The organism is Deinococcus sedimenti, assembly GCF_014648135.1.
Classification (GTDB): Bacteria; Deinococcota; Deinococci; order Deinococcales; family Deinococcaceae; genus Deinococcus; species Deinococcus sedimenti.
Window position 1 is genome coordinate 395,409 of sequence record NZ_BMQN01000002.1, and the last position, 20,638, is coordinate 416,046.

At 69.8% G+C, this 20,638-nt stretch carries 20 protein-coding genes; 7 read left to right on the plus strand and 13 right to left on the minus strand.

Annotated elements, in window-relative coordinates; genetic code table 11:
- Window positions 1–12 precede the first annotated feature (12 nt).
- From IEY69_RS08675 to IEY69_RS08685, 3 genes are all read right to left on the minus strand, one after another.
- Window positions 13–1,059, minus strand: coding sequence for a phosphohydrolase (locus tag IEY69_RS08675; RefSeq protein WP_189072862.1), 1,047 nt, complete (start codon window positions 1,057–1,059; stop codon window positions 13–15).
- A 7-nt stretch (window positions 1,060–1,066) separates the two neighbouring features.
- Window positions 1,067–1,864 carry an enoyl-CoA hydratase/isomerase family protein gene (locus IEY69_RS08680; RefSeq protein WP_119673757.1) on the minus strand — a complete coding sequence of 266 codons (798 nt, stop codon included), beginning with the start codon at window positions 1,862–1,864 and terminating at the stop codon, window positions 1,067–1,069.
- A gap of 93 nt (window positions 1,865–1,957) precedes the next feature.
- Window positions 1,958–2,677, minus strand: a complete 720-nt coding sequence (locus IEY69_RS08685) for a phosphorylase family protein (protein WP_189072726.1) — start codon at window positions 2,675–2,677, stop codon at window positions 1,958–1,960.
- A 352-nt stretch (window positions 2,678–3,029) separates the two neighbouring features.
- On the opposite strand from IEY69_RS08685, the gene IEY69_RS08690 reads away from it, so the two are divergent.
- The 4 genes from IEY69_RS08690 (at window position 3,030) to IEY69_RS08705 (ending at window position 7,307) form a co-directional block, all read left to right on the plus strand.
- The gene (locus IEY69_RS08690; protein ID WP_189072727.1) at window positions 3,030–4,202 is read left to right on the plus strand and encodes an S-layer homology domain-containing protein; all 1,173 of its coding nucleotides are present in this window, start codon (window positions 3,030–3,032) and stop codon (window positions 4,200–4,202) included.
- Window positions 4,203–4,443: 241 nt separating this feature from the next.
- Window positions 4,444–4,785, plus strand: a complete 342-nt coding sequence (locus IEY69_RS08695; protein WP_189072728.1) for a hypothetical protein — start codon at window positions 4,444–4,446, stop codon at window positions 4,783–4,785.
- 56 nt (window positions 4,786–4,841) lie between these two features.
- Entirely contained in the window at window positions 4,842–6,887 is a 2,046-nt protein-coding gene (locus tag IEY69_RS08700; RefSeq protein ID WP_189072863.1) for a single-stranded-DNA-specific exonuclease RecJ, read from the plus strand.
- Between the two features lie 66 nt (window positions 6,888–6,953).
- The gene (locus tag IEY69_RS08705; protein ID WP_189072729.1) at window positions 6,954–7,307 is read left to right on the plus strand and encodes a DUF3349 domain-containing protein; all 354 of its coding nucleotides are present in this window, start codon (window positions 6,954–6,956) and stop codon (window positions 7,305–7,307) included.
- Window positions 7,308–7,389: 82 nt separating this feature from the next.
- Here the strand turns inward: IEY69_RS08705 and IEY69_RS08710 are convergent, their stop codons facing one another.
- Genes IEY69_RS08710 through hemL form a run of 3 tightly spaced genes read right to left on the minus strand, consistent with a single transcriptional unit; the run spans window position 7,390 to window position 10,196 of the window.
- Window positions 7,390–8,406 carry an NAD(P)/FAD-dependent oxidoreductase gene (locus IEY69_RS08710; RefSeq protein ID WP_189072730.1) on the minus strand — a complete coding sequence of 339 codons (1,017 nt, stop codon included), beginning with the start codon at window positions 8,404–8,406 and terminating at the stop codon, window positions 7,390–7,392.
- Between the two features lie 3 nt (window positions 8,407–8,409).
- On the minus strand, window positions 8,410–8,838 hold the full coding sequence (locus IEY69_RS08715) for a CoA-binding protein (RefSeq protein WP_189072731.1): 429 nt from the start codon (window positions 8,836–8,838) through the stop codon (window positions 8,410–8,412).
- Window positions 8,835–10,196: a glutamate-1-semialdehyde 2,1-aminomutase gene (gene hemL / locus IEY69_RS08720; protein ID WP_189072732.1), complete on the minus strand. Its 1,362-nt coding sequence runs from the start codon at window positions 10,194–10,196 to the stop codon at window positions 8,835–8,837. Before hemL ends, IEY69_RS08715 begins: the two co-directional genes overlap by 4 nt.
- Window positions 10,197–10,319: 123 nt before the next feature.
- Between hemL and IEY69_RS08725 the strand changes: the two genes are divergently transcribed.
- A complete protein-coding gene (locus IEY69_RS08725; RefSeq protein ID WP_229783773.1) occupies window positions 10,320–11,606 on the plus strand; it encodes a glutamate-5-semialdehyde dehydrogenase in 1,287 nt (428 codons plus the stop codon).
- 70 nt (window positions 11,607–11,676) lie between these two features.
- On the opposite strand, the gene dxs is transcribed toward IEY69_RS08725, so the two are convergent.
- From dxs to IEY69_RS08750, 5 genes are all read right to left on the minus strand, one after another.
- Window positions 11,677–13,566: a 1-deoxy-D-xylulose-5-phosphate synthase gene (dxs, locus tag IEY69_RS08730; RefSeq protein WP_189072733.1), complete on the minus strand. Its 1,890-nt coding sequence runs from the start codon at window positions 13,564–13,566 to the stop codon at window positions 11,677–11,679.
- Complete coding sequence (locus IEY69_RS08735; protein ID WP_189072734.1) at window positions 13,563–14,261, minus strand: hypothetical protein; 699 nt, start codon at window positions 14,259–14,261, stop codon at window positions 13,563–13,565. Before IEY69_RS08735 ends, dxs begins: the two co-directional genes overlap by 4 nt.
- 129 nt (window positions 14,262–14,390) lie before the next feature.
- The gene (locus IEY69_RS08740) at window positions 14,391–15,068 is read right to left on the minus strand and encodes a PspA/IM30 family protein (protein WP_189072735.1); all 678 of its coding nucleotides are present in this window, start codon (window positions 15,066–15,068) and stop codon (window positions 14,391–14,393) included.
- 162 nt (window positions 15,069–15,230) lie between these two features.
- Window positions 15,231–15,995, minus strand: a complete 765-nt coding sequence (locus tag IEY69_RS08745; protein ID WP_229783775.1) for a hypothetical protein — start codon at window positions 15,993–15,995, stop codon at window positions 15,231–15,233.
- Window positions 15,996–16,072: 77 nt separating this feature from the next.
- Window positions 16,073–16,960: a LysR family transcriptional regulator gene (locus IEY69_RS08750; protein WP_189072737.1), complete on the minus strand. Its 888-nt coding sequence runs from the start codon at window positions 16,958–16,960 to the stop codon at window positions 16,073–16,075.
- 127 nt (window positions 16,961–17,087) lie between these two features.
- Between IEY69_RS08750 and mnmE the strand changes: the two genes are divergently transcribed.
- On the plus strand, window positions 17,088–18,404 hold the full coding sequence (mnmE, locus tag IEY69_RS08755) for a tRNA uridine-5-carboxymethylaminomethyl(34) synthesis GTPase MnmE (RefSeq protein WP_373291015.1): 1,317 nt from the start codon (window positions 17,088–17,090) through the stop codon (window positions 18,402–18,404).
- Window positions 18,405–18,740: 336 nt separating this feature from the next.
- On the opposite strand, the gene IEY69_RS08760 is transcribed toward mnmE, so the two are convergent.
- Window positions 18,741–19,163, minus strand: a complete 423-nt coding sequence (locus IEY69_RS08760; RefSeq protein WP_189072739.1) for a VOC family protein — start codon at window positions 19,161–19,163, stop codon at window positions 18,741–18,743.
- 52 nt (window positions 19,164–19,215) lie between these two features.
- Between IEY69_RS08760 and IEY69_RS08765 the strand changes: the two genes are divergently transcribed.
- Window positions 19,216–19,791, plus strand: a complete 576-nt coding sequence (locus IEY69_RS08765) for a TetR/AcrR family transcriptional regulator (RefSeq protein ID WP_189072740.1) — start codon at window positions 19,216–19,218, stop codon at window positions 19,789–19,791.
- 59 nt (window positions 19,792–19,850) lie between these two features.
- On the opposite strand, the gene ruvA is transcribed toward IEY69_RS08765, so the two are convergent.
- Window positions 19,851–20,450 (minus strand): Holliday junction branch migration protein RuvA, encoded by a 600-nt coding sequence (gene ruvA / locus IEY69_RS08770; protein WP_189072741.1) that lies wholly within the window; start codon window positions 20,448–20,450, stop codon window positions 19,851–19,853.
- Between the last annotated feature and the right edge of the window lie 188 nt (window positions 20,451–20,638).

The window sequence follows — 20,638 nt, forward strand, 5'->3', positions numbered from 1 at the left end:
ACGTAGGGTGATTCAGCGGGTCTCGCTGCTGATCCCCAGGTTGTTCGCGACCGCCTGCTGCACCTGCTTCTGCGTGTCCATCACCTCAACCTCGACCTGAGCGCCGCTCTCGAGGTCCATCACGAAGTGGTCACCGTCCAGCCGGACGCGCGAGAGGATCTGCTCCTCACCCTCCGGGCGGGTGGTGGCGCGCAGGTCCACGAACCGCCGCAGGGGCGTGCGGATCACCTTCGGCGCCAGGATCTCCTCAACCTGGAAGATCCCGCCGGAGTTGTTCATGGTGACGCTGATCAGCACCGGCTTGTCCCGCCCGCGCTCGATGACCACCTGATCCACGGCCAGCGCGCTGATCGAGTGGATGTCCACGCTGCCCAGGCTGAACGCCTTGCGGCCGCGGCCCTTGGTGATGTCCGTGCCGTCCGCGACGGCCACGATCCCGCCCTCCATGGTCAGCGGTGCGGGGTTCAGGTCGTGGCAGTTGATGGCGCCCAGGATGAACGAGCGCACCTTCACGCGTTTGAACGGGTCAGGGTACAGCGGCGTCATGATCCGGTCGATGATCGGCAGGGCCAGCGCCACGCCGTGCGCCTCGTGACCCACGCGGTGAATCTGATTGCCGATATCGTGCAGCATCGTCCCCAGGATGACGGTCAGGAACACATCGTCCGTGTCGCCGACGCCACTTTCCATGATGTCGGTCCGCACGCCACCCTCCAGCAGGAGTTCGGTGATCGCCAGGCCCGCCGCACCCGTGATGAACGCGTGCACCCGCCCGTGGTCGTTGTACCCCAGCTTGCGCATGGTGATGTAGTTGGCCATGTCCCAGTGCGCCAGCGCCTCCGGGTCGTTTCGCAGGGCGTCGTACGCGGCCAGCGCACGTGGGTACTCCCGCAGGTCGGTGCGGATCGCCTGGTTGGCCTCCTCGATCAGTTTCGCGCGGGGCGTGGTGAACTCCACCACGCGGGTCTTCCCGGCAGTGGGGCCCTCCTCGCGGCCCGCCACGTCACTGACCTTGCCGCCTTCGACCTGCAGGCGGAACTTCTGCTCGCCTGCGCCCATGCCGTCCTCATTCACCCTGGAACTCCGCGCGGCGCTTGTTCAGGAAGGCGTCCACCCCCTCACGGAAATCCTTCGTGGCGACCGTCATACCGAACAGGTCCGCCTCGACCTCCAGCCCGGCCTCCAGCGTGGTGTCCAGCCCGCGGCGCACCGCCTCCTTGACCAGGGACAGCGCGATCGGGGCGTTCTTCAGCATCAGCTCGGCCACCTCGCGCGCCTTGGTCAGGGCGTCGTCCGCGACGTAGTTCACGAGACCCATGCCCAGCGCCTCGTCGGCCTTCACCTGACGGGCCGTGAGCATCAGGTCCAGCGCGCGGCCCGCGCCGACCAGCCGCGCCAGACGCTGCGTGCCGCCGAAACCGGGAATCAGGCCCAGGGACACCTCCGGCAGGCCCAGGCGGGCGGTCGTGGCGGCCACGCGCACGTCGCACGCCAGCGCCAGTTCCAGCCCGCCGCCCAGCGCGAAACCGTTCACGGCCGCGATCACCGGAATCGGCAGCGAGGAGATCTGATGCATGACGTCCTGTCCGGCCAGGGACAGCTCGCGGCCGTCGTACACGCCCTCCAGGTTCTCGAATTCGCTGATGTCCGCGCCCGCCACGAACGCCTTGTCCCCGGCGCCCGTGATGATCAGCGCGCCGACCTCGGCGTCCTCCACGATCAGGTTCACGGCCTGCGCGATCTCCGACAGGGTGTCGGCACTCAGGGCGTTCAGCGCGCGTGGGCGGTTGATGGTCAGCACCGCGATGGGGCCATGCTGGTCGATCTGCACGTTGTTGAACTCGAATTCATCCAGTTGGGTCATGCGTTTATCCTGCCACAGCCCGCTCCGGCCACCAAGAAATCCAGTAGCACAGCAGGTGCCGCCCGGATGGACGGCCCCCGACGCGACCGGCGGTCAATCGCGCGCGGCGAGCGTCACGATGGCGTCCAGCGCCACACGCACCATGCGGTCCACCCCGGCGGCCAGCACGTCGTCCGGCACCAGCTGCGGATCGCCGATATCGTTGCTGCAGGCCGTCAGGCACGCCGCGCGCAGCCCCCGCTGAGCGGCCACGAGGAAGATCGCGCTGGCCTCCATCTCGAAGCCCAGCACGCCCCGCCCCGCCCACAGCCGCGCGTGCTCGGGCGTGCTGGCGTAGAAGGCGTCCTCGGTCATGACCAGCCCCACGTGGTGCGGGGCGCCGCTGGCACGGGCCGCCTGCACGCTGGCCTCCACGACCTCGAAGCTCGCAGAGGGCGCGTACGGCGCGCCGCCGAGCATCTGCCGGGTGGTCCCGTCGTTCGGCACGGCCGCCGTGGCGATCACCAGATCACCGGGCGCCACGCTGGGGGTCGCGCCGCCCAGCGTCCCCACCCGGATGAGGGTCCGCGCGCCCAGCCGCGCGAGTTCCTCCGCGACGATCGCCGCGCTCGGGCAGCCCATCCCGGTCGTCTGCACGCTGACCGGCACGCCCTGATACGTGCCCGTGAAGCCCAGCAGCTGCCGGTGACTGGTGTACTCCCGCGCGTCCTGTAAGTATGTCTCGGCAATGTGACGCGCGCGGTTGGGATCGCCGGGCAGCAGAACGTAAGGGGCGACATCTCCAGGCTGGGCTCGAACATGAATCTGACTCATGCGCCGGAGTATAGGGGGCGGGCCGCGCCCTCCTGCCGCAGGAAGTGAGTTGCATGGGGGTGAGAAACTGCTCATGAAACAGGAACGTGACACTCCAGACAGCTTTCTCATCAGACCGCGAAATAAGGCCGACAGCACGACAAAACACGACCTCATGGAGAGAGGCGATTTTGCCATGCCCCACTCACGTTGAAGGCAGAGGTCAGTTCAGCCTCATAAATCATGTGTTCTGGCCTCCAGTCGGCATGGCCAGTTCACAAAGACCTCACTGGTCCTGCCTACCGTGAAGCCCAGAGGAGCACGTCACATTGTGCCGATGTTTCCGATTCAGACCGCTCAAGGAGAACACAACATGCGCAAATCACTGATCATCGCGTCCACCCTGGCCCTCAGCCTCGGCGCAGCCAGCGCCCAGACCACCACCACGACCGCCGCCCCCGCCCAGGTCACCCTGAGCGACGTTCCCGCCGGTCACTGGGCCAAAGACGCCGTGGACAAGATCGTTCAGTGCGGCCTGATCCAGGGCTTCCCCGACGGCACGTACCGTGGCAACGAGAACCTCACCCGCTACCAGGCGGCCCTGATCTTCTACCGCGCCCTCCAGACGGGCGCCCTGAGCGGCTGTGGCTTCGGCGCGACCGACATGACCACCATCGCCAACGGCATGCAGGAAGTCAGCACCGAACTGGCCGCCATCGCCAGCCGCGTCACCGACCTCGAGAAACTCACGGCCGACCAGCAGGCCCGCATCGACGCCCTTGAAGCGAAGATCAACGGCATGGATACCGGCGCCGCCAGCACCGACGTCGTGGCACTGAACGCCCGCATCGACGCGCTGGAAGCTGCCATCCGCAACATCCCCGCCGGTCCCCAGGGTCCCGCTGGCCCGACCGGTCCCCAGGGCCCCGCTGGTCCTGCCGGCCCCCAGGGTCCCGCCGGCACCAGCACCTCGGCCACCGTGACCACCCCTACTCCCACCACCAGCACCACCGTCGTGATCGGCGAGCCCACCCCCACCGTCACCACCCCCGCCCGTGACATCTATGCCGGCGTGTACGGCAGCGCCAAGATGGCCGGGAAAGGCTCCGAATGCCTGAGCCTGTCGGACAAGAAGACACCAGTCAACTACTGCCTGGGTGGCGGAGCGGTCGTCGGTAAGAACAACGTCGTCGGTCCGATCGGCGCCCGCGTCTCTGCCGAATACCAGCCCGGCTGGAATGCCGTCAGCGCCGACGTGAACGCCACCTACGCCCTGAACACGGGCAGCCGCGTCACCCCCTACGTGGGCGCCGGCCTGGGTCTGACCAGTGGCCAGCAGCGCAACAACACCAGCCAGAACGTCAGTGACGTGTACGTGAATGCCATCGCGGGTGTGGACTTCAACATCACCGACAGCATCGCCGTGTTCGCCGAGTACAACGGCCGCTACTACACCAGCAACAAGGGCTACGCCACCGGGCTCGACAGCGGCGCGGGCAACGGCCTGAGCAACGGCGTGAAAGCCGGCGTCAAGTTCTTCTTCTAAACCTCGTCCTAGTGATGAACCCCGGCTCTGCGCCGGGGTTTTCTCGTGTTTCCAGAGAGGATGGAAAGTTGACTGACAAAGGTGTTCGATTGAAGGTCAGGGTGTTTACCCGTCCACTCCACGTCCTGCCCCTGTCTTTCTCAGGTGTCGATTCAGAGGTCTCGAGGGAGATCATCAAGACCTCCGATTTCTGCTGTGAAACAGCGACAGACCTCCGCCAGAGCGACTACACTGTGCGGTGATGCGGCTCGTTTCCTTCCTTCAGGTGCTGCTCCTGCTGGGTATCGCCGCGTACCTGGCACTCGTGACCCTGGAAAACCCCGGCGTGGTCCGCCTGCCCCTCCCCACCGGCAGCGGCGAACTGACCGTGCCGGTGGGTGCAGGAGTGACGCTATTCCTGCTGCTTGGGGTGCTGTTCGCGACCCTGCTCCTCCTGCCTTCCCTGTGGAGCGAGCGGATGCGCCGCACGCGCGAGGCCCGACTGCGGCGGCAGTCAGAAGACCGGCTGACCGCCACCCTTCAGGCCCGGCTGGGAACAGCGACACTCCCGGACCCCGTCACGGCGTCTGAGGCGACTCCGTGACCGCGCCCCGCTGGGTCCTGGCACCGCCCGCCAGCCGCAAGGAACTGCTGCGCGTCATGCGGGAATGGCGGGTGTCGCCCCCACTGGCGCAGGTCCTCACGGGGCGGCACCTCACCCCCGCGCTGCTGGACCCGCCCCTGACGCTGACGCCGAACCCGGCGCTGCGCGAGGCCGCCCGGCGCATCGTGACCGCGATCAGGGCGAAGCAGCGCATCCGCATCCACGGGGACTACGACGCGGACGGCGTCAGTGCCACCGCCACTCTGGTCCTGGGCCTGCGGGACCTGGGCGCTGACGTGCACGGCTTCATCCCGCACCGCCTGAACGAGGGGTACGGTGTCCACCCGGACAAGGTCGAGGAGCACGCCGCCGCCTGCGACCTGCTCGTGACCGTGGACTGCGGCGTCACCAATCTGGAGGAGGTCGCGGCCCTGATCGCGCGGGGCGTGCAGGTCATCGTCACGGACCACCACGCGCCCGGCGACGACTTCCCCGACGCGCTGGTCGTCCACCCACGCCTCACGAGCGGCTACGACCATGACCTGCACAACCTGACCGGCGCGGGCGTCGCGTACCACCTCCTGTGGGCCGTTCATGAGGAACTCGGGCTGCCGGAACCGCGCGCCCTGACGGCGCTCGCGACCCTGGGCACCGTCGCCGACGTCGCGCCTCTCATCGGGGAGAACCGCGCGCTGGTCCGCGCCGGACTGGACGCCCTGCGCGACACAACCCTGCCGGGCCTGCGCGCCCTGCTCGACTCCGGCCGCGTGAAACGCCCCACCGCGCGGGACGTGGCGTTCATCCTCGCGCCGCGCATCAACGCTGCCGGACGCCTCGGCGAGGCCGACGTCGCCCTGGACCTGCTGACCACCCCCAGCGCGCACGACGCCAGCCGCCTCGCGGAATACCTCGAGATCCGCAACCAGGAACGCCGCAAACTCCAGGACGACATGTTCCAGCACGCCCTGACCCTCGCCGACCCAACCGAGCCCGCGCTGGTCGTCACGCACCCCGACTGGCACGCGGGCGTCATGGGCATCGTCGCCAGCAAACTCGTCGACGCGTACCACAAACCCGTGTTCATCGTCGCGCAGGGCAAGGGCTCCGTGCGGTCCACACCCGGCATCAGCGCCGTCGAGGGCCTGCGCTACAGCCAAGACCTCCTGAAACGCTACGGTGGGCACCCCGGCGCCGCCGGATTCGCCATCGACCCCACCAACATGAACGCCTTCCGCGACCGCATCCACGCGTACGCCCGCCAGTTCCCCACCCCCTTAGCGCAGGTCCGCCTGGACGCACCGCTGCCCGCGCTGGCCGCCAGCCTCGACCTGCTCCAGGAAACGCACACCTTCGAACCATTCGGCGAGGGGCACGCCCTGCCGCTGTGGCACCTGCGCGAACCCCTCACCGAGACCCGCCTGGTCGGCAAGAAAGGCAACAGCCTCCAGTTCAAGGTCGCGGGCCTGCGCGGCATCAAATTCGACGAGACCGACGACGCACCCGGCGAACGCGACCTGGGCGCGCACCTCGTCAGCAGCGAATGGCGCGGCCAGACCCGCCTGGAATTCCACGGACAGGCCCTGCGCCCCACCGCCCCCATCGACCTCGACGCCCCCACCCCCGAGCGGCCCACCCCGCGCCTGAACCCCAAAGCCGCCATGGAACACCTCCGCGCCGGAGCCAGCGCCTACGCCGAAGGACCCGTCGCCGCGTACCTGCGTGACAACGTCCCCGGCCTCACCCTGGTCACAGGCACGGACATGCACCCCGGCGGGGAACTCATCCTGTACGCCCTCCCACCCGAGGACACCCTGCGCGGCTGGCTGCACGCCACGCAGGCCCGCCCCACCGCCAGCCTCGCCTTCGCGTTCGGCCCCAAGACCCTCGCGGAACTCGAAGGTAGCCTCAGCCGACACCACCTCAGCGTCCCACCCGCCAACCCCCTCCTGAACCCCGGCACCCTGGAAGCCGCCGCCGACGCCTACCGCCGCTGGCAGTGGGCCCACCACTGGCGCACCCTCAGCGACGACGGCTGGACCGCCAGCGTCCACGCCATGCTCGGCGAACCCGTACAGGAACGGGAAGCGGTCAGCGCCGACTGAACAGCGTCCAAGTATCTAACGGTCTAGCGTCTGTGCGGGAGAGGTACTCCCTTGTACGCTTCGTTCGTGACGGACCCCAGCACGGATGCCCTGCCGGATGAACTCAAGAACGGTGCTCAGTGGCTACGACACGTTTTTCCAGATGGGATTCCTGAGCAGCAGTACCATGCACTTCTCGCTGTGCTTGATCCTGAATTCTCCGATCGGCAACTCGCCCGGCTCATCGCCCATGTCACAGGGCGCGACTATGCTTACGTGCTCAATGACCTCTACCGTATTCAGGCCACCCTGCCTGCCGACCTGGACCTTGAGCCTGTCCGACAGCACTTGAACAATCAAGGATTCCCTGATGCCTTGGACGCCGACGGCTCACACGCCAAGTCGTCACTACAGCACCCTCACCACGGTCGTGATCGATAATCTAGCGTTTTGAGAAGGAGTCAGCTTGATGTGAGTGCGGTCACCCCATTCCTGTGCGTTCAAGTCATCGTCCCTCAGCCCTTCACGTTCCCGTGACGCGGCGGGCGAGGGTCCAGCCGCTGAGGAGTGCGGTTTCCACGCGGGGGCCGTGCTCGTCGGGGGTGAACCAGTCGCCGCACCAGCCGAGGCGTAGTTCGGGGTCCCAGTGGCATGGGCCGGGCGCGGGGCGGGTGGGGATGGCGTAGCGCCAGCGGTGCGCGAAGGTGTGCAGGGTGGGGGGGAGGTCGCCCGTGATCTCGGTGGCGGCGCGCAGCAGGTCGGGTATGACCTCGTCCGGGGTGCGGTCGAGGTTCGCGCGGCTCCAGTCGGGCGTGGCGTGCAGGGTCAGCGCGGGCGGGTGCCCGGCGGGGCGTTTGGTGTGCTCGCGCGCCAGCCACTCCAGGATGGGGTGGTCGGCGCGCAGGGCGGGCCAGGTGACGTCCAGATCGTGTTCCAGCACGATGCCTGCCGCCCAGCACGGCGCGTACTCGACGGCGGCGACCCGTTCGGCGGTGCCCTCGGAGTCGCTGCCGCGTAGGTCGAGGTCCGCCAGGAGGGGGGCCAGTTGCGGCGCGGGCAGGTTCAGGAGGAGCGTCCCGGCGTCCCAGGTGGCACCGTCGCGGGTGTGGACGCGCCAGCCGCCGGGGCGGCGTTCCAGGCTGGTGACGGTTACGCCGGTGGTGACCTCCAGCCCACGGGCGAGGGTGCGGCCCAGGGTGCTGAGGCCCTGCGGGGGCGCGTAGCGGGGGTGCCCGTCGCCACCACCGCTGATCTGACCGGCCTCCCCGCGGGGGATGCCGCGCGTCCACTCGGCGTTCCAGCCTTCCCGCACCCCTGCCTCGGCCAGTGCGCGGGTGCGGTCGTGGCGGGCGGTGAAGAACCGCGCCCCGTGATCCAGTCGCGCCTCGCGCCCGTCGGGGAGGGCCACGCGGCGGGTGGCGGCGCGGCCCGACACGCCCCGCACCTTGTCCAGCAGCGTGACGTGCTGCCCCGCCGCGCCCAGGTCACGCGCCGCGGCCAGCCCGCCCAGGCCCGCCCCGACCATCAGCACGCCCGGCATGCGTTACAGGAGCGCCCGGTGATCGGCGAGCAGGCAGCGGTCCTGCACGACGTCGATGCCGCGCGCCGCGAGTTCGCGGGCGGTCGCGTCGTCGCGGATGCCGAGCTGCAACCACACCACCTTCGGCGGGGTGGTCATGGCCAGGATGTCGGGCAGGTGCTCGCGCACCTTGTCGCTGCGGCGGAACACGTCCACGATGTCCACCGGGGTCGTGATCTCCGCCAGGGTCGCCACGGCCTTGTGCCCGAAGAAGCTCTCGCCGCGCGCCGCCAGCGCCGGGTTCACCGGGATGATCGTGTACCCCTGGCGGTGCATGTACTCCGGCACGTAGTACGCGGGTTTCATGGCGTCGTGATGGAAGCCCACCACGGCGATCACCTTGTGGTCGGTGAGGATCTGCCGCACCTGCGCCGTCTGGGTCACCAGGGTCATGCGCCCAGGTCCCGGCCCAGATCGAGGTACGCGGCCCGAGCGGCGTCCAGCGTGGCGTTCAATTCCGCGTCGCCGTGCACGCCACTGACGAAGATGCTCTCGAACTGGCTGGGCGCCCAGTACACGCCCCGGCCCAGCATGCCCTGGAACCAGCGGGCGAAGGCCTTCGTGTCGCTCGCGGCGGCGTCCGTGTACGTCCGCACGCTGCCGTCCGGCGCGTCCAGGTGGAAGGCGGTCAGCATGCTGCCGATGTGGTTGATGCTGATCGGCACGCCCGCTGCTGACGCCGCGTCCCGCAGACCGTCGGCCAGTGCCGTCGTGTACGCCCCCAGTCGCGCGTACAGGTCCGGGTCGGCCTCCAGCGCACTCAGGGTCGCTAGGCCCGCCGCCATCGCCAGCGGGTTCCCGCTGAGCGTCCCCGCCTGATACACCGGACCCTGCGGCGACACGAAGTCCATCACCTCGGCGCGGCCCCCGTACGCGCCCACCGGCAGGCCACCGCCGATGATCTTGCCCCAGCAGATCAGATCCGGACGCAGGCCCAGCAGGCCCGTCGCGCCGCCCAGCGACAGCCGGAAGCCCGTCATGACCTCGTCCGCGATCAGCAGCGCCCCGTGGGTCTTCACGCGGTGCAGCGCCGCCAGGAACTCCGGCGTGGGAATCAGCACCCCGGCGTTCCCCACCACCGGCTCGAAGATCACCGCCGCGACCTCCGATCCGCGCGCGGTCATCAGGGCGTCCAGCGCCGCCGGATCGTTGTACTCGGTGACCAGCGTCAGGCCCGCGTACTCCTCGGGCACGCCCGCGCTGCTCGGGGCGGCCGCGCCCAGCGCCCCGTCCGCGTTCGTCAGCAGGCCACTCCCGGCCTCCACCAGCAGGCCGTCCGCGTGCCCGTGGTAGTTCCCGCGGAACTTCACGATGAACTTCCGGCCCGTCACGCCACGCGCCAGCCGCAGCGCACTCATGGTCGCCTCGGTGCCGCTGCTTACGAAGCGCACGCGGTCCACGCCCGTCAGGCGCGTCACGAGTTCCGCCAGCAGCACCTCCCGCTCGCCGGGCGCGCCGAAGCTCGTGCCGTACTGCAGCGCGTCCGCGATCGTCTCACGCACCGCCGGGTGGTTGTGCCCCAGGATCATCGGCCCCCACGACCCGATGTAATCCAGCAGGCGCGTGCCGTCCGCGTCGGTCAGATACGCGCCGTCCGCGCGGGCGATGAAGCGCGGCGTGCCGCCCACGCTACGGAAGGCCCGCACCGGACTGTTCACCCCGCCCGGCGTGACGGCCCGTGCGCGCGCGAACAGCGCCTCCGAATGCGCCGTGGGCGTGGGCGTAGGAGCAGCTTGCAACTCGGTGGTCATGCCCCCCACCTTACCGGAGGCCCGTGAGGCCCGTGGGCAACCCAGCGCACACTGACCGCAGCAGCTGGAGGAGGTCTGCACCGCGCGCCGGGCCGGACGGGAGGGGCGCGCTACGCTGGCGGGATGAGTGAGTCGTCCCCCAACCTGACCATCCGGGAGATGGGCGTGCGGGCCCGCGCCGCCGCGCGCGTGCTGCGGTCGCTGCCCACCGCGCGCAAGGTGGCCGCGCTGCACGCGATCGCCGCCGGACTGCGCGCGAATGCGCCCGCGATCCTGGCGGCGAACGCGCAGGACGTGCAGGCCGCCGTGGAGGCCGGGCTGCCCGAGCCGATGGTGGCCCGCCTGCGCCTGGACGCCCGGATGCTGGACGGCATCGCGGCGGACGTGGAGGCCGTGTCACGCCTGCCCGACCCGGTGGGGGAGACCACCCCCGCGCGGGAGCAGCCGAGCGGCATCCGCGTCAGTACGCGGCGCGTGCCGCTGGGCGTCCTGGGCGTCATCTACGAGAGCCGCCCGAACGTGACCGTGGACGTCGCCGCGCTGGCCCTGATGAGCGGGAACGCCGTGATCCTGCGCGGCGGGAAGGAGACCGTGCGCAGCAACGCCGCGCTGGAGGACGTCATCCACGCCGCGCTGCGGGAGCAGGGCCTCCCGGCGGATGGGGTCCAGGTCATCCGCGACCCGGCCCGCGAGCGGATGCTGGAGCTGCTGAAACTGGACGATCTGGTGGACGCGATCATCCCGCGCGGCGGGGCTGGACTGCACCGCTACTGCGTGGAGAACGCCACCGTGCCCGTCATCGTGGGCGGCATCGGCGTGGTGCACGTGTACCTCGACCCCAGCTTCACCCGCGACCCCGAGGACCGCGCGCGCGCCTTGGAGATCGTCCGGAACGCGAAGGTGCAGAAACCCAGCGCCTGCAACGCCCTGGACACCCTCCTGATCCATGAGGCGGCCCTGGACGCCCTGCCGGACATTGCCCGCGACCTCCAGGCGCACGGCGTGACCCTGCGCACCGACCCGGCCGCCCACGCCGCCCTGAGTGCCGCCGGGATCAGCAGCGACCCCGCCACGGACGCCGATTACGGCACGGAATTCCTGGCCCTGACCGCCAGCGTGAAGACCGTGACCTCCTTCGAGGAGGCGCTGGACTTCATCGCCGCGCGCGGCAACCACACCGACGTGATCCTCACCCGCGACGACGTGCAGGCTCAGCGGTTCATCGAGGACGTCGACAGTGCAGCCGTCGTCGTGAACGCCAGCCCCCGCTTCAACGACGGCGGGCAACTCGGCCTGGGCGCCGAGGTCGCCATCAGCACCCAGAAACTCCACGCCCGCGGCCCCATGGGCCTGCGCGAACTGACCACCACGAAATGGATCGTGGAAGGCAACGGCGAGGTCAGGGAGTAGATGGTTGAAAGTTGATGGTTGATAGAGGGTCTTCCCTTCCATCAACCATCAACTATCGACCATCAACCTGCTACACCCCGAGCGGGACGTCGACGCCGAGTTCGGCCAGCACGGTGCGGATGGCCTGCGCGTCGATGCCGGTGCGTGCGTGGACGCTCTCGACGGTCGCGTGCTCCTGGAATTCGTCGGGGATGCCCAGGACGCGCACGGGGGTCCGCAGGCCCTCGGCGTTCAGGAATTCCAGCACGGCGCTGCCGAAGCCGCCCACGACGGTGTTGTCCTCGACGGTGATGATCGCGCGGGCACTGCGGGCCACGTCGCGCAGCATCGTTTCATCCAGGGGTTTCACGAAGCGGGCGTTCACGACGCCCACGCCGTCCAGTCCGGCGGCAGCCTTCTGCGCGTACTCCAGGCCCTTGCCGCCGGCCAGGATGACCACGTCGTCGCCGTCCTGCACGCGTTCCCAGGTGCCCCACTCCAGGGTCGGCCAGGTGCCCTCCGGGACGGGCGTGGTGTTGCCGCGCGGGTAGCGGATCGCGAAGGGACCGTCGTGCGTCTGCGCGTACTTCAGCATGCCGCGCAGTTCCGCCGCGTCCCTCGGCAGGCCGATGCGCACGCCGGGAATGGAGCGCAGGAAACTCAGGTCGAACACGCCGTTGTGCGTCGCGCCGTCCGCACCCACGATCCCGGCACGGTCGATGGCGAACGTGACGTTCAGATTCTCGATGGCGACGTCATGCAGCACCTGATCGTACGCGCGCTGCAGGAACGACGAGTAGATCGCCACGACGGGGCGCAGGCCCTGCAGGGCCATCCCGGCGGCGGCGGTCACGGCGACCTCCTCGGCGATGCCGACGTCCAGGTAACGGTTCGGGTGCGCCTTCGAGTACCCGACCAGTCCGCTGCCCTCGCGCATGGCGGGCGTGATCACGAACGTGCGCGGGTCCTGCGCGGCCAGTTCGGTCATGGCGTCGCCGAAGGCGTTGCTCCACGAGTACGCCTTGCTGGCGCTGAACTCGCCGGTGCTGGGGTCGAACTTGCCCGGCCCGTGCCAGTAGATCGGGTCGGCTTCCGCGTAGCTGAGGCCCTTGCCCTTCTTCGTGACGACATGCAGGATGGTTGGCCCATCCAGATCCACGAGGCGTTCCATGAGCCACACGAGTTCCTGCACGTTGTGCCCGTCCACCGGGCCGACGTAGCGCACGCCCATCGCCGCGAAGGGGTTCACGCTGGCCGGGTCGAAGAAGTGCCGCGTGGAGCTCTTGGCGCGGCTCATGAAGCTCGCCAGGGGCTTGCTGACGGCCTCCATGGCCTTCTTGCCCGCGCCCTCGCCCTCCTGGAACCATTTCTGTACCTGCAGGCCGCGCATGAACTTGTTCATCGCGCCGACGTTCTCGCTGATGCTCATCTCGTTGTCATTCAGGACGATCAGCATGCGGCGGTTCATGTCCCCGATGGTGTTCAGCGCCGCCAGCGCCATGCCGCCCGTCAGGCTGCCGTCCCCGATGACGGCCGCGACCTTGTAGTCCTGGCCCAGCGCGTCGCGGGCCATCGCCATGCCGAGCGCGTTGGCGAGGCTGGTGCTGGCGTGACCGACCGTGATCGCGTCGTGCGGGTTCTCGCTGACCTTCGTGAAGCCCGACAGGCCCCCCTCCTTCTTGATGGTCGCCATCTGGTCGCGCCGCCCGGTGAGGATCTTGTGCGCGTACGCCTGATGCCCTACGTCGAACAGAATGCGGTCACGCGGGGAGTTCAGCACGTAGTGCAGCGCCACGATCAGGTCGGTCGCGCCCAGCGAGGACGCGAGGTGCAGCCCCCCGACCGAGCACACCCGCGTGATCTCGTCCCGCAGTTCCTGCGCCAGCGTGGGCAGCTGCTCACGGGAGAGCTTCTTGAGGTCGTCGGGGCTGCCCACGCGGTCCAGCAGGGGCGTGCCGGTCGTCTGTCTGATGTCGGTCATGGTTGTCCTCCTGAACGCGGGGCGAAGTTCCGCTCCGTCAGGAGCAGCCCCTCGGGCGTGCGTACCTCGCCCACGAACGGCGTGAACCACAGCTGCTGCGTGGCCGGGAACAGTCCGCCCACCGTGTCGCTGATCTGCCGTGTCACCACCCACACGTCGAAGCGCCCGCCCGGCGTCCTCACCGTGCGGCGCTCCTGCACCAGGTAGGAGTACGTCAGGGTCCCTGTTCCCTTGACGGTCCCGTCGTCCCCGACGAGCGTCACCTGACTCTGCCCGGTCCAGGTGAGCCCCACCCGCCACGCCTCGGTCGCCGGGTACTCCAGCCACGCGGGTTGCAGCCGCACGGTCACGCCCGGCTTGCGCAGACCCAGCAGCCGCACGCCCTGCGCGTCCGCCACGCGGTACCACGTCTGATCCGCGCCGCGTCCCGTCATGCGGGTGGCTGTCACGGCCTCTCCACCGAACAGCGTCGGGCCGAGGTTCTGCACCACGTACGGCACGCCACCGGCTGTCTCACCTTCCGGCTGGTACGCCCACCGGAGCCCGGTCTCCTGCGGGTAGAACGACACGCGACTCAGCGGCGTGCTGCTCTGCACGGTGCCCGGCGCACTCGCCTGCGGCGCGCACGACCCCAGCCCGGCACACAACACCGAGCCCAGCAGGGCCGCCAGAAGGGAAAATCGGGGGGCGGGCATGGGTCCAAGCTTAGAACGCCTCATTGCCCTCATTCTGTCAGCAAACATGAAGTTCACCTGACGAACGTCCCCCCAAAGAGGGAGGGGCACCCGCAGCCGTGCCGCCGGGTGCCCCTCCCTCGCCGGATTTCAGCTGCCGCTGCCGCCGCCCTGCACCTTGGCCTTCAGGGCCGCCATGGCGTCGTCGAGCGCCTGACCGCGACCGAGGTCCTTGAGCTGCTCGTCGAAGTCGTTCTCCTTGCGCAGGTCCTGCATGGCGCGGTTGCGGTCCTCCATGCCGGAGACCTTCTGCTCCATCTCCTCGAAGGCGTCCATCGCGCCGCCCGCCTTGTCGAAACCGGACACGCGGTCCAGGGTCGCCCCGGCCTGCGCGGTCTTCTGCCGGGCAGCCAGCAGGCTCTTCTTGCTCTCCATCTCGTCGATCTTCGCTTCCAGCGCCCGCAGTTGCGTCTTGAGCTGCTCGACGGTGCTGGACTGCACCTGCAGCTGCTCCTCGAAGCCCGCCGCGAGATCCTTGGCGTTCTGCGAGCGGCGCAGCGCCTCGCGCGCCAGGTCCTCGCTGCCGCCACGCAGGGCCTCCTCGGCCTTCTTCTCGTACTCGGCAGCCATGCGGCGGTTGGTGTTCGCCTCACGTTCCAGCTTGGCGTTCTGGCTCATGGCGTCGGCGACCTCGCTGCGGGCCTCGGCGTACGCGGCGCGCATGTCACGCAGCGCCTGCTCGATGATCTTGCCGGGGTCTTCAGCCTTGCTGATCAGGTCGTTCACGTTCGCGCGCAGCAGGCGCGAGAGGCGGTCAAGGATGCTCATGGTGGTTCCTCCTGGGGAAAGTGGGGCTTCAGCCGCAGCTTACCCCCCACCAGAACGCGCGGGCACCCCGGAGGGTTCCACCCCTAAGAACACGTGAAGACCGCGCCACACGAAGGAAGAGGAACCCGCAGGCTCCCCTTCACGATCAGGTCCGCCGATTCCTCAGAACACGATGGGTTTCAGGCCCACGCTGTCCGACCCGCACGCGACCGTCAGCACGCCGCCGTTCGGGGTGGTGGTGCAGCCCAGCGCGCGCAGGCCCGCCAGTGGGAAGATCAGGTTCTTCCCGTCCGTGGCGGGCGCCAGGGGGAGTTCCACCGCGCCCGCATCGGTCTGCGCGGCGCGCTGGCCGACCGTGACGGTCAGGGTGCCCTGATCGGCGTTCGACAGGCGGTACTTCCCGCCGCCCAGCGACGTGACCTTCACGACGCCGACCAGATCGCTGCCCAGCACGTACGGCTGGCCCTTCACGACCCCGGCGGGCGTGGCGACCTTGACGGTGGTCGTCGAGGCCGCCACCTTGGCTGTTGGCGCGGCGTCCACGACGACCAGCGTCTCCTTCTCACCCAGCGCGCTGAGCAGCACGAAGTTCGGCGCGGCGTCCTTGACCAGCAGGACGCTGGATTTCCCGGTGGTCTTCCAGTCCCCGGCCCGCGCGGCCAGTTTGCCCTTCACCAGCGGACGCAGGCTCGCGGCGGGCGTCTGCACGTACAGGCACACGGCGTTCACGCTGAGCTTCAGGCTCTCGGGGCAGTCCATCAGGCGGCCCTTCACGACCGAGCCCACCTCGACCGCCAGGGCACTGACGCCCCTGTTCGTGGTGGCCGAGGCGGCCGGCGCCTTGGTGGGCGTGGCAGGGGCCGTCTGGGCCAGAGACGCCGGGCCCAGCAGGGCGAGGCTCAGGGTGACACTCAGGGGAAGACGCATACCCGGCATGCTAGAGCGCACGCATGAGAAACCCGGCCCCCCCATGAAGGCCGCCCCTCATGAGCAGACCCCGGTACTCAGGGCCGCGCCGCCACCAGCAGCTCTGCCAGCGCCCGCACCTCCGCAGACAGCAGCGCGGCGGGCGCCGTGACCAGCGTGTGCGTGACCGTCACCGCCGGAGCCTCCAGGCCCACGCTGACCACCACCCCGGCCTGCACGTCCCGCGCGACGAACCCGGCGGGCATGATCGCCACGCCGTCCCCGGCCCGCACGCCCGCCAGCACCCCCCACAGGCTCCCCAGTTCCAGGCCCTGCGACGCCGACAGGCCCACGCCGTCCAGCAGCCGTTCGGCCTGACGGCGCACGCCGCTGCCCCGCGCGGACCACAGCAGCGTCTCGCCGCGCAGCGCGTGCGGCGCCACGTACCCCAGGCCCGCCAGCGGATGACCGGGCGGCGTGACCAGCCGCAACTGATCCTCGCCGACACGGTGCAGATCCAGGTCCTCCACCGCCCGCTGGGGCGACGTGACGATCAGCGCCGCGCCCAGCCGCCCGGCGCGGACCTCCTCGATCAGCGTCCCGGCGGGCCGCGCCACGATCCGCAGGTGCAGCCCGGCCGTGCGGGCCCGGCGCACCAGGGCGCTGGCCTGCTCGCTCAGCGCGAACGACAGACCCACCCGCAGCGCCGCCGCCGGGCGTTGCCGCGCGCCGCTGATCTGCCCGGCGACCTCCGCGAGGTTCCGCGCGATCGCCTGCGCGTGCGGGAGCAGCCGCTCTCCCGCCTCGGTCAGGGCCACGCCGCGCCCGTGACGGACATACAGCGGCTGCCCGAACTGCTCCTGCAGGGCGCGCAGCTGACCGCTCACGGCAGGCTGACTGAGGTTCAGGGCCTGCCCGGCGCGGCTGACGCTGCCCAGTTCCGCGACGACACTGAACGTGACGAGATGCTCCGGGTTGATCCTCACGCGCCGCGCCTCACGCCCTCATGGTACCCGCGCCACCGATCGGACCGGATGTTTCTAGCCCTGGCATCATGTCGCCCGATGCGTTGGGGCACGGTGGCGCCCGGAGTGCATGCGCTACCCTGCCCGCGTGACCCGCTCCGGCCTGCAAGACACCATCGCCGCCATCGCCACCGCTCCCGGCAGCGCGGGCGTGGGCATCGTGCGCGTCAGCGGCCCCCACGCACTGACCGTCGCCGACCGGGTGTTCCGGGGCCGACGCGCCCCGTCGCGCACGCCCGGCGGCCGCTTCCTGTTCGGGCACCTGCTGGACGCCAGCGGCGAGGTGCTCGACGAGGGCCTGTGCCTGATCTTCAAGGGCCCGCGCAGCTACACCGGCGAGGACGTCGCGGAACTCCAGACGCACGGCAGCCCCGCCGTCCTGGCCCGCGTCCTCCAGGCCACGTTGGACTGCGGCGCGCGCCCCGCGCGGCCCGGCGAGTTCACGCTGCGCGCGTACCTGAGTGGCCGCCTGGACCTCGCGCAGGCCGAGGCGGTCCTGAACCTCATCGAGGCGCAGACCGACACCGCCCGCCGTCAGGCGACCCTGGGCCTCAGCGGGGCGCTGGGCGACCGCGTGGACGGCGTCGCGCGCGGCGTGACCCGCACCCTGGCCGCCATCCAGGCCCTGCTGGACTACCCCGAAGAGGGCGTGCCGGACGAGGACCGCACCCTTCCGCTGGCGCAGGCCGAATCGGACCTGCGGGACCTGCTGGCGTCCGCGCGGGCGGGGCAGGTCGCCACGCGCGGCGCGCGACTGGCCCTGATCGGGCGGCCCAACGCGGGCAAGAGCAGCCTCCTGAACGCCCTGCTGGGCTTTGAACGCAGCATCGTCACGCCCATCGCCGGGACCACCCGCGACTACCTGGAAGCCGCCGTGGAACTCGCCGGGGTGCCCGTCACGTTGGTGGACACGGCGGGCATCCGCGAGACCGGGGACGCCATCGAGGCCGCCGGGGTGCGGCAGGCATTGAGCCTCGCGGGCGCTGCCGATCTGGTCCTGGCGCTGGAGGACGGCAGCGCCCCCCGCGAGGCCCTGCCCGCCGACCTGAGCGGCGCCCGCGTCATCCACGTCCGCACGAAAGCCGACCTGCCGGACGCGTGGACCGACCCGGCCGCGCTGAACGTCAGCGCCGTGACCGGCTCGGGCCTCCCCGCGCTGCGGGACGCGATCCAGGCGGCGCTGCTGGGCGACACCGCGCGCGGCGAGGCGTGGCTGACCACCGAACGGCAGGCCGACGCCGCCCGCCGCGCCCTGGCGCACATCCAGGCCGCGCAGACCCTCCCGGACGACCTGGCCGGGTACGAACTGGAAGAAGCCCTGCGCGCCCTGGCCGAACTGACCGGCCGGGACGTGCAGGAGGACGTCGTGGACGCCGTGTTCCGCAACTTCTGCGTCGGGAAGTAGCACGTGGGCCAGACAGACGTGTTCGTCATGGCCAGGCAGAGCGAGTGAATGTTGCGCAGCAGGACGGAGCATGGAGGCGTCAGACGTCTGTTGCGTTGACAGCAGAAGTCAGAGGTCTCGAGGGCATCCCTTTAGAGCTCTGAATCGAGCGGATTTCCACAGTTGCGCTGCGGAGCGAGCACCTGAGAAAGCCGGCGATTGGACGGGGAGTTGAAGGGCGTGGTGTTGGTCCTGAAACTGAACACCGCGGTGACGCCGTGAATCGGAGAAACGATCTGGGTGAGCGGCGCCACTGCGGCCCACTCACCCGGATGCCCGCTCCTTGACTGGGTGGGATCAGGTGGGGGAGGCGGTCTGTTGCGCCAGCCACTGCGGATCCGGAGCGACGAATTCCAGCAGTTCGACCGTCACGCCGTCGGGAGCCTGAAGCTGCACGCGTTTCTGCCCCCAGGGCTCTGTGGTGACTGGCAGGACGAAGCTCAGACCGGCCTGTTCCAGACGGCGGGCGTCGGCTTCGACGTCCGGGACGATCAGGGCCAGCATGACCCCGGAGGTCTGCTGCCGACTGAGGTCAGGTCCGGCCGCCGGGTGCCCCTGGCGTAGCAGGTCGAGGTGCAGGCCGGGCAGGTCCGGGTGCTGCAGGCTGACGAACCAGTCCAGTTCGGCGGTGGGGGAAAAGCCGAAGTGCTCGCGGTAGAAGTGGGCGCTGACGACGGGGTCGGCGCTGAGGACAGTGATGCTCAGGGCGGTCAATGACATACTCACCTCCAGATAAGAACAGTCATACCGGTACGAGTGTAGCATGTCGGTGATGCGACAGAATCCTGCCCGCCGCGCGGCCCTGCTGGACGCCGCTCTCACCCTGCTGGCCACGAAAGGCTCAGCCGCCCTGAGTTACCGCACCCTGGACGAGACCGCCTCCCTGCCCGTCGGCACCGCCGTGAACTACTTCCGCACCCGGGCCGACCTGCTGCTTCAGGTCACGCGCCACGTCCTGAACCGGCTGAGCCCCGACCCACAGGTCCTGGCGGCCGCACTGCACCACCCGCACCCGACTCGGCACGCTGCTGTCCTCCAGCATCTGCTGGAGCGCATGCAGCGGGAACGCGACGCCACCCTGGCCCTGCTGGAACTGCGCCTGCTGGCCCGGCGACACCCGGAGCTTCAGGACGCCTTCCGCGCCACCCTGCACGAGAACCTGACCCTAAGCCGGCAGTTCAGTGAAACGCAGGGCTTCACGCAGAGCGACGAGGAGTTCCTGATGGGCTACCTGCTGCTCAGCGGGTTCGTGTTTGAGGAGTTGACCCTTCCCGGCCTGCTGCCGCCAGAACTCGGGACGCGACTGATCCAGATGCTGACGGCACCGGCCCCGGATCAGCCCGGCTGACCCGGCCAGAGCCGTGGTGGTCCAGGGGACGGGCTGCTGGAGAGAGGCGTGGCTCGAGCCTAGCGCAGTCTGCCCAGGCTCTTGCGGATCAGGCTGTCGGCGCTCAGGTCGGGGTCGGCGGAGAGGAGTTCGGCGACCACGCCGCGCACCTGCGCCTCGCGGAACCCCAGGGCGAGGAGGGCGTCCACGGCGTCGCGTCCGGCGGTGCTCGTGACCCGCGCGGCCTTCGCGCCGCCCCCTGCTGCGGGCGCGGCGAGGTGCTCGGGGATCTTCCCCTGGAGTTCAAGCACGAGCCGTTCGGCGGTTTTCTTCCCGACGCCGCTGACGCTGGACAGGAGTTTCACGTCCCCGCCGAGCAGTCCGGCGGCCAGGGCGCTGACGGGCATGGCGGACAGCAGCGCCAGTGCCAGCTTGGGGCCGACGCCGCTGACGCTGGTCAGCAGGTCGAACACGCGGACGCTGTCGGCGTCGTGGAAGCCGAACAGCAGCTGGGCGTCCTCGCGGACGATGAAGCGGGTGTTCAGTTCGGCGGTCTCGCCGACGGTCAGTTTGCCGAGGGTGCTGACGGGGCACTGGACCTCGTAGCCGACGCCGCCCGCGACGACCACGGCGCTGTGCTCTCGGATTTCCCGGACGGTGCCGGACAGGTAGGCGATCATTGCCTCCATTCTACATTCCGCTGTGAACAGAATGCGGGTGTGATACGGACTCCGGTTGAAAGGTGTGCAAAAACGTTCAACCCGAGCAGACTCGCAGAGCTGCGCAGCAGAGCGAGTAAGAGAGAAACGCCCCTCCGGGCGTGGAGTTGGCAATCCGGTGTCGTTCCGGGTTGTGAACGAAACAGACG

Bases quoted from the DNA above. Each gene is read 5' to 3' on its own strand.
- IEY69_RS08675 (WP_189072862.1), bottom strand. From the start codon at position 1,059: ATGGGCGCAGGCGAGCAGAAGTTCCGCCTGCAGGTCGAAGGCGGCAAG.
- IEY69_RS08680 (WP_119673757.1), bottom strand. From the start codon at position 1,864: ATGACCCAACTGGATGAATTCGAGTTCAACAACGTGCAGATCGACCAG.
- IEY69_RS08685 (WP_189072726.1), bottom strand. From the start codon at position 2,677: ATGAGTCAGATTCATGTTCGAGCCCAGCCTGGAGATGTCGCCCCTTAC.
- IEY69_RS08690 (WP_189072727.1), top strand. From the start codon at position 3,030: ATGCGCAAATCACTGATCATCGCGTCCACCCTGGCCCTCAGCCTCGGC.
- IEY69_RS08695 (WP_189072728.1), top strand. From the start codon at position 4,444: ATGCGGCTCGTTTCCTTCCTTCAGGTGCTGCTCCTGCTGGGTATCGCC.
- IEY69_RS08700 (WP_189072863.1), top strand. From the start codon at position 4,842: ATGCGGGAATGGCGGGTGTCGCCCCCACTGGCGCAGGTCCTCACGGGG.
- IEY69_RS08710 (WP_189072730.1), bottom strand. From the start codon at position 8,406: ATGCCGGGCGTGCTGATGGTCGGGGCGGGCCTGGGCGGGCTGGCCGCG.
- IEY69_RS08715 (WP_189072731.1), bottom strand. From the start codon at position 8,838: ATGACCCTGGTGACCCAGACGGCGCAGGTGCGGCAGATCCTCACCGAC.
- hemL (WP_189072732.1), bottom strand. From the start codon at position 10,196: ATGACCACCGAGTTGCAAGCTGCTCCTACGCCCACGCCCACGGCGCAT.
- IEY69_RS08725 (WP_229783773.1), top strand. From the start codon at position 10,320: ATGAGTGAGTCGTCCCCCAACCTGACCATCCGGGAGATGGGCGTGCGG.
- dxs (WP_189072733.1), bottom strand. From the start codon at position 13,566: ATGACCGACATCAGACAGACGACCGGCACGCCCCTGCTGGACCGCGTG.
- IEY69_RS08735 (WP_189072734.1), bottom strand. From the start codon at position 14,261: ATGCCCGCCCCCCGATTTTCCCTTCTGGCGGCCCTGCTGGGCTCGGTG.
- IEY69_RS08740 (WP_189072735.1), bottom strand. From the start codon at position 15,068: ATGAGCATCCTTGACCGCCTCTCGCGCCTGCTGCGCGCGAACGTGAAC.
- IEY69_RS08745 (WP_229783775.1), bottom strand. From the start codon at position 15,995: ATGCGTCTTCCCCTGAGTGTCACCCTGAGCCTCGCCCTGCTGGGCCCG.
- IEY69_RS08760 (WP_189072739.1), bottom strand. From the start codon at position 19,163: ATGTCATTGACCGCCCTGAGCATCACTGTCCTCAGCGCCGACCCCGTC.
- IEY69_RS08765 (WP_189072740.1), top strand. From the start codon at position 19,216: ATGCGACAGAATCCTGCCCGCCGCGCGGCCCTGCTGGACGCCGCTCTC.
- ruvA (WP_189072741.1), bottom strand. From the start codon at position 20,450: ATGATCGCCTACCTGTCCGGCACCGTCCGGGAAATCCGAGAGCACAGC.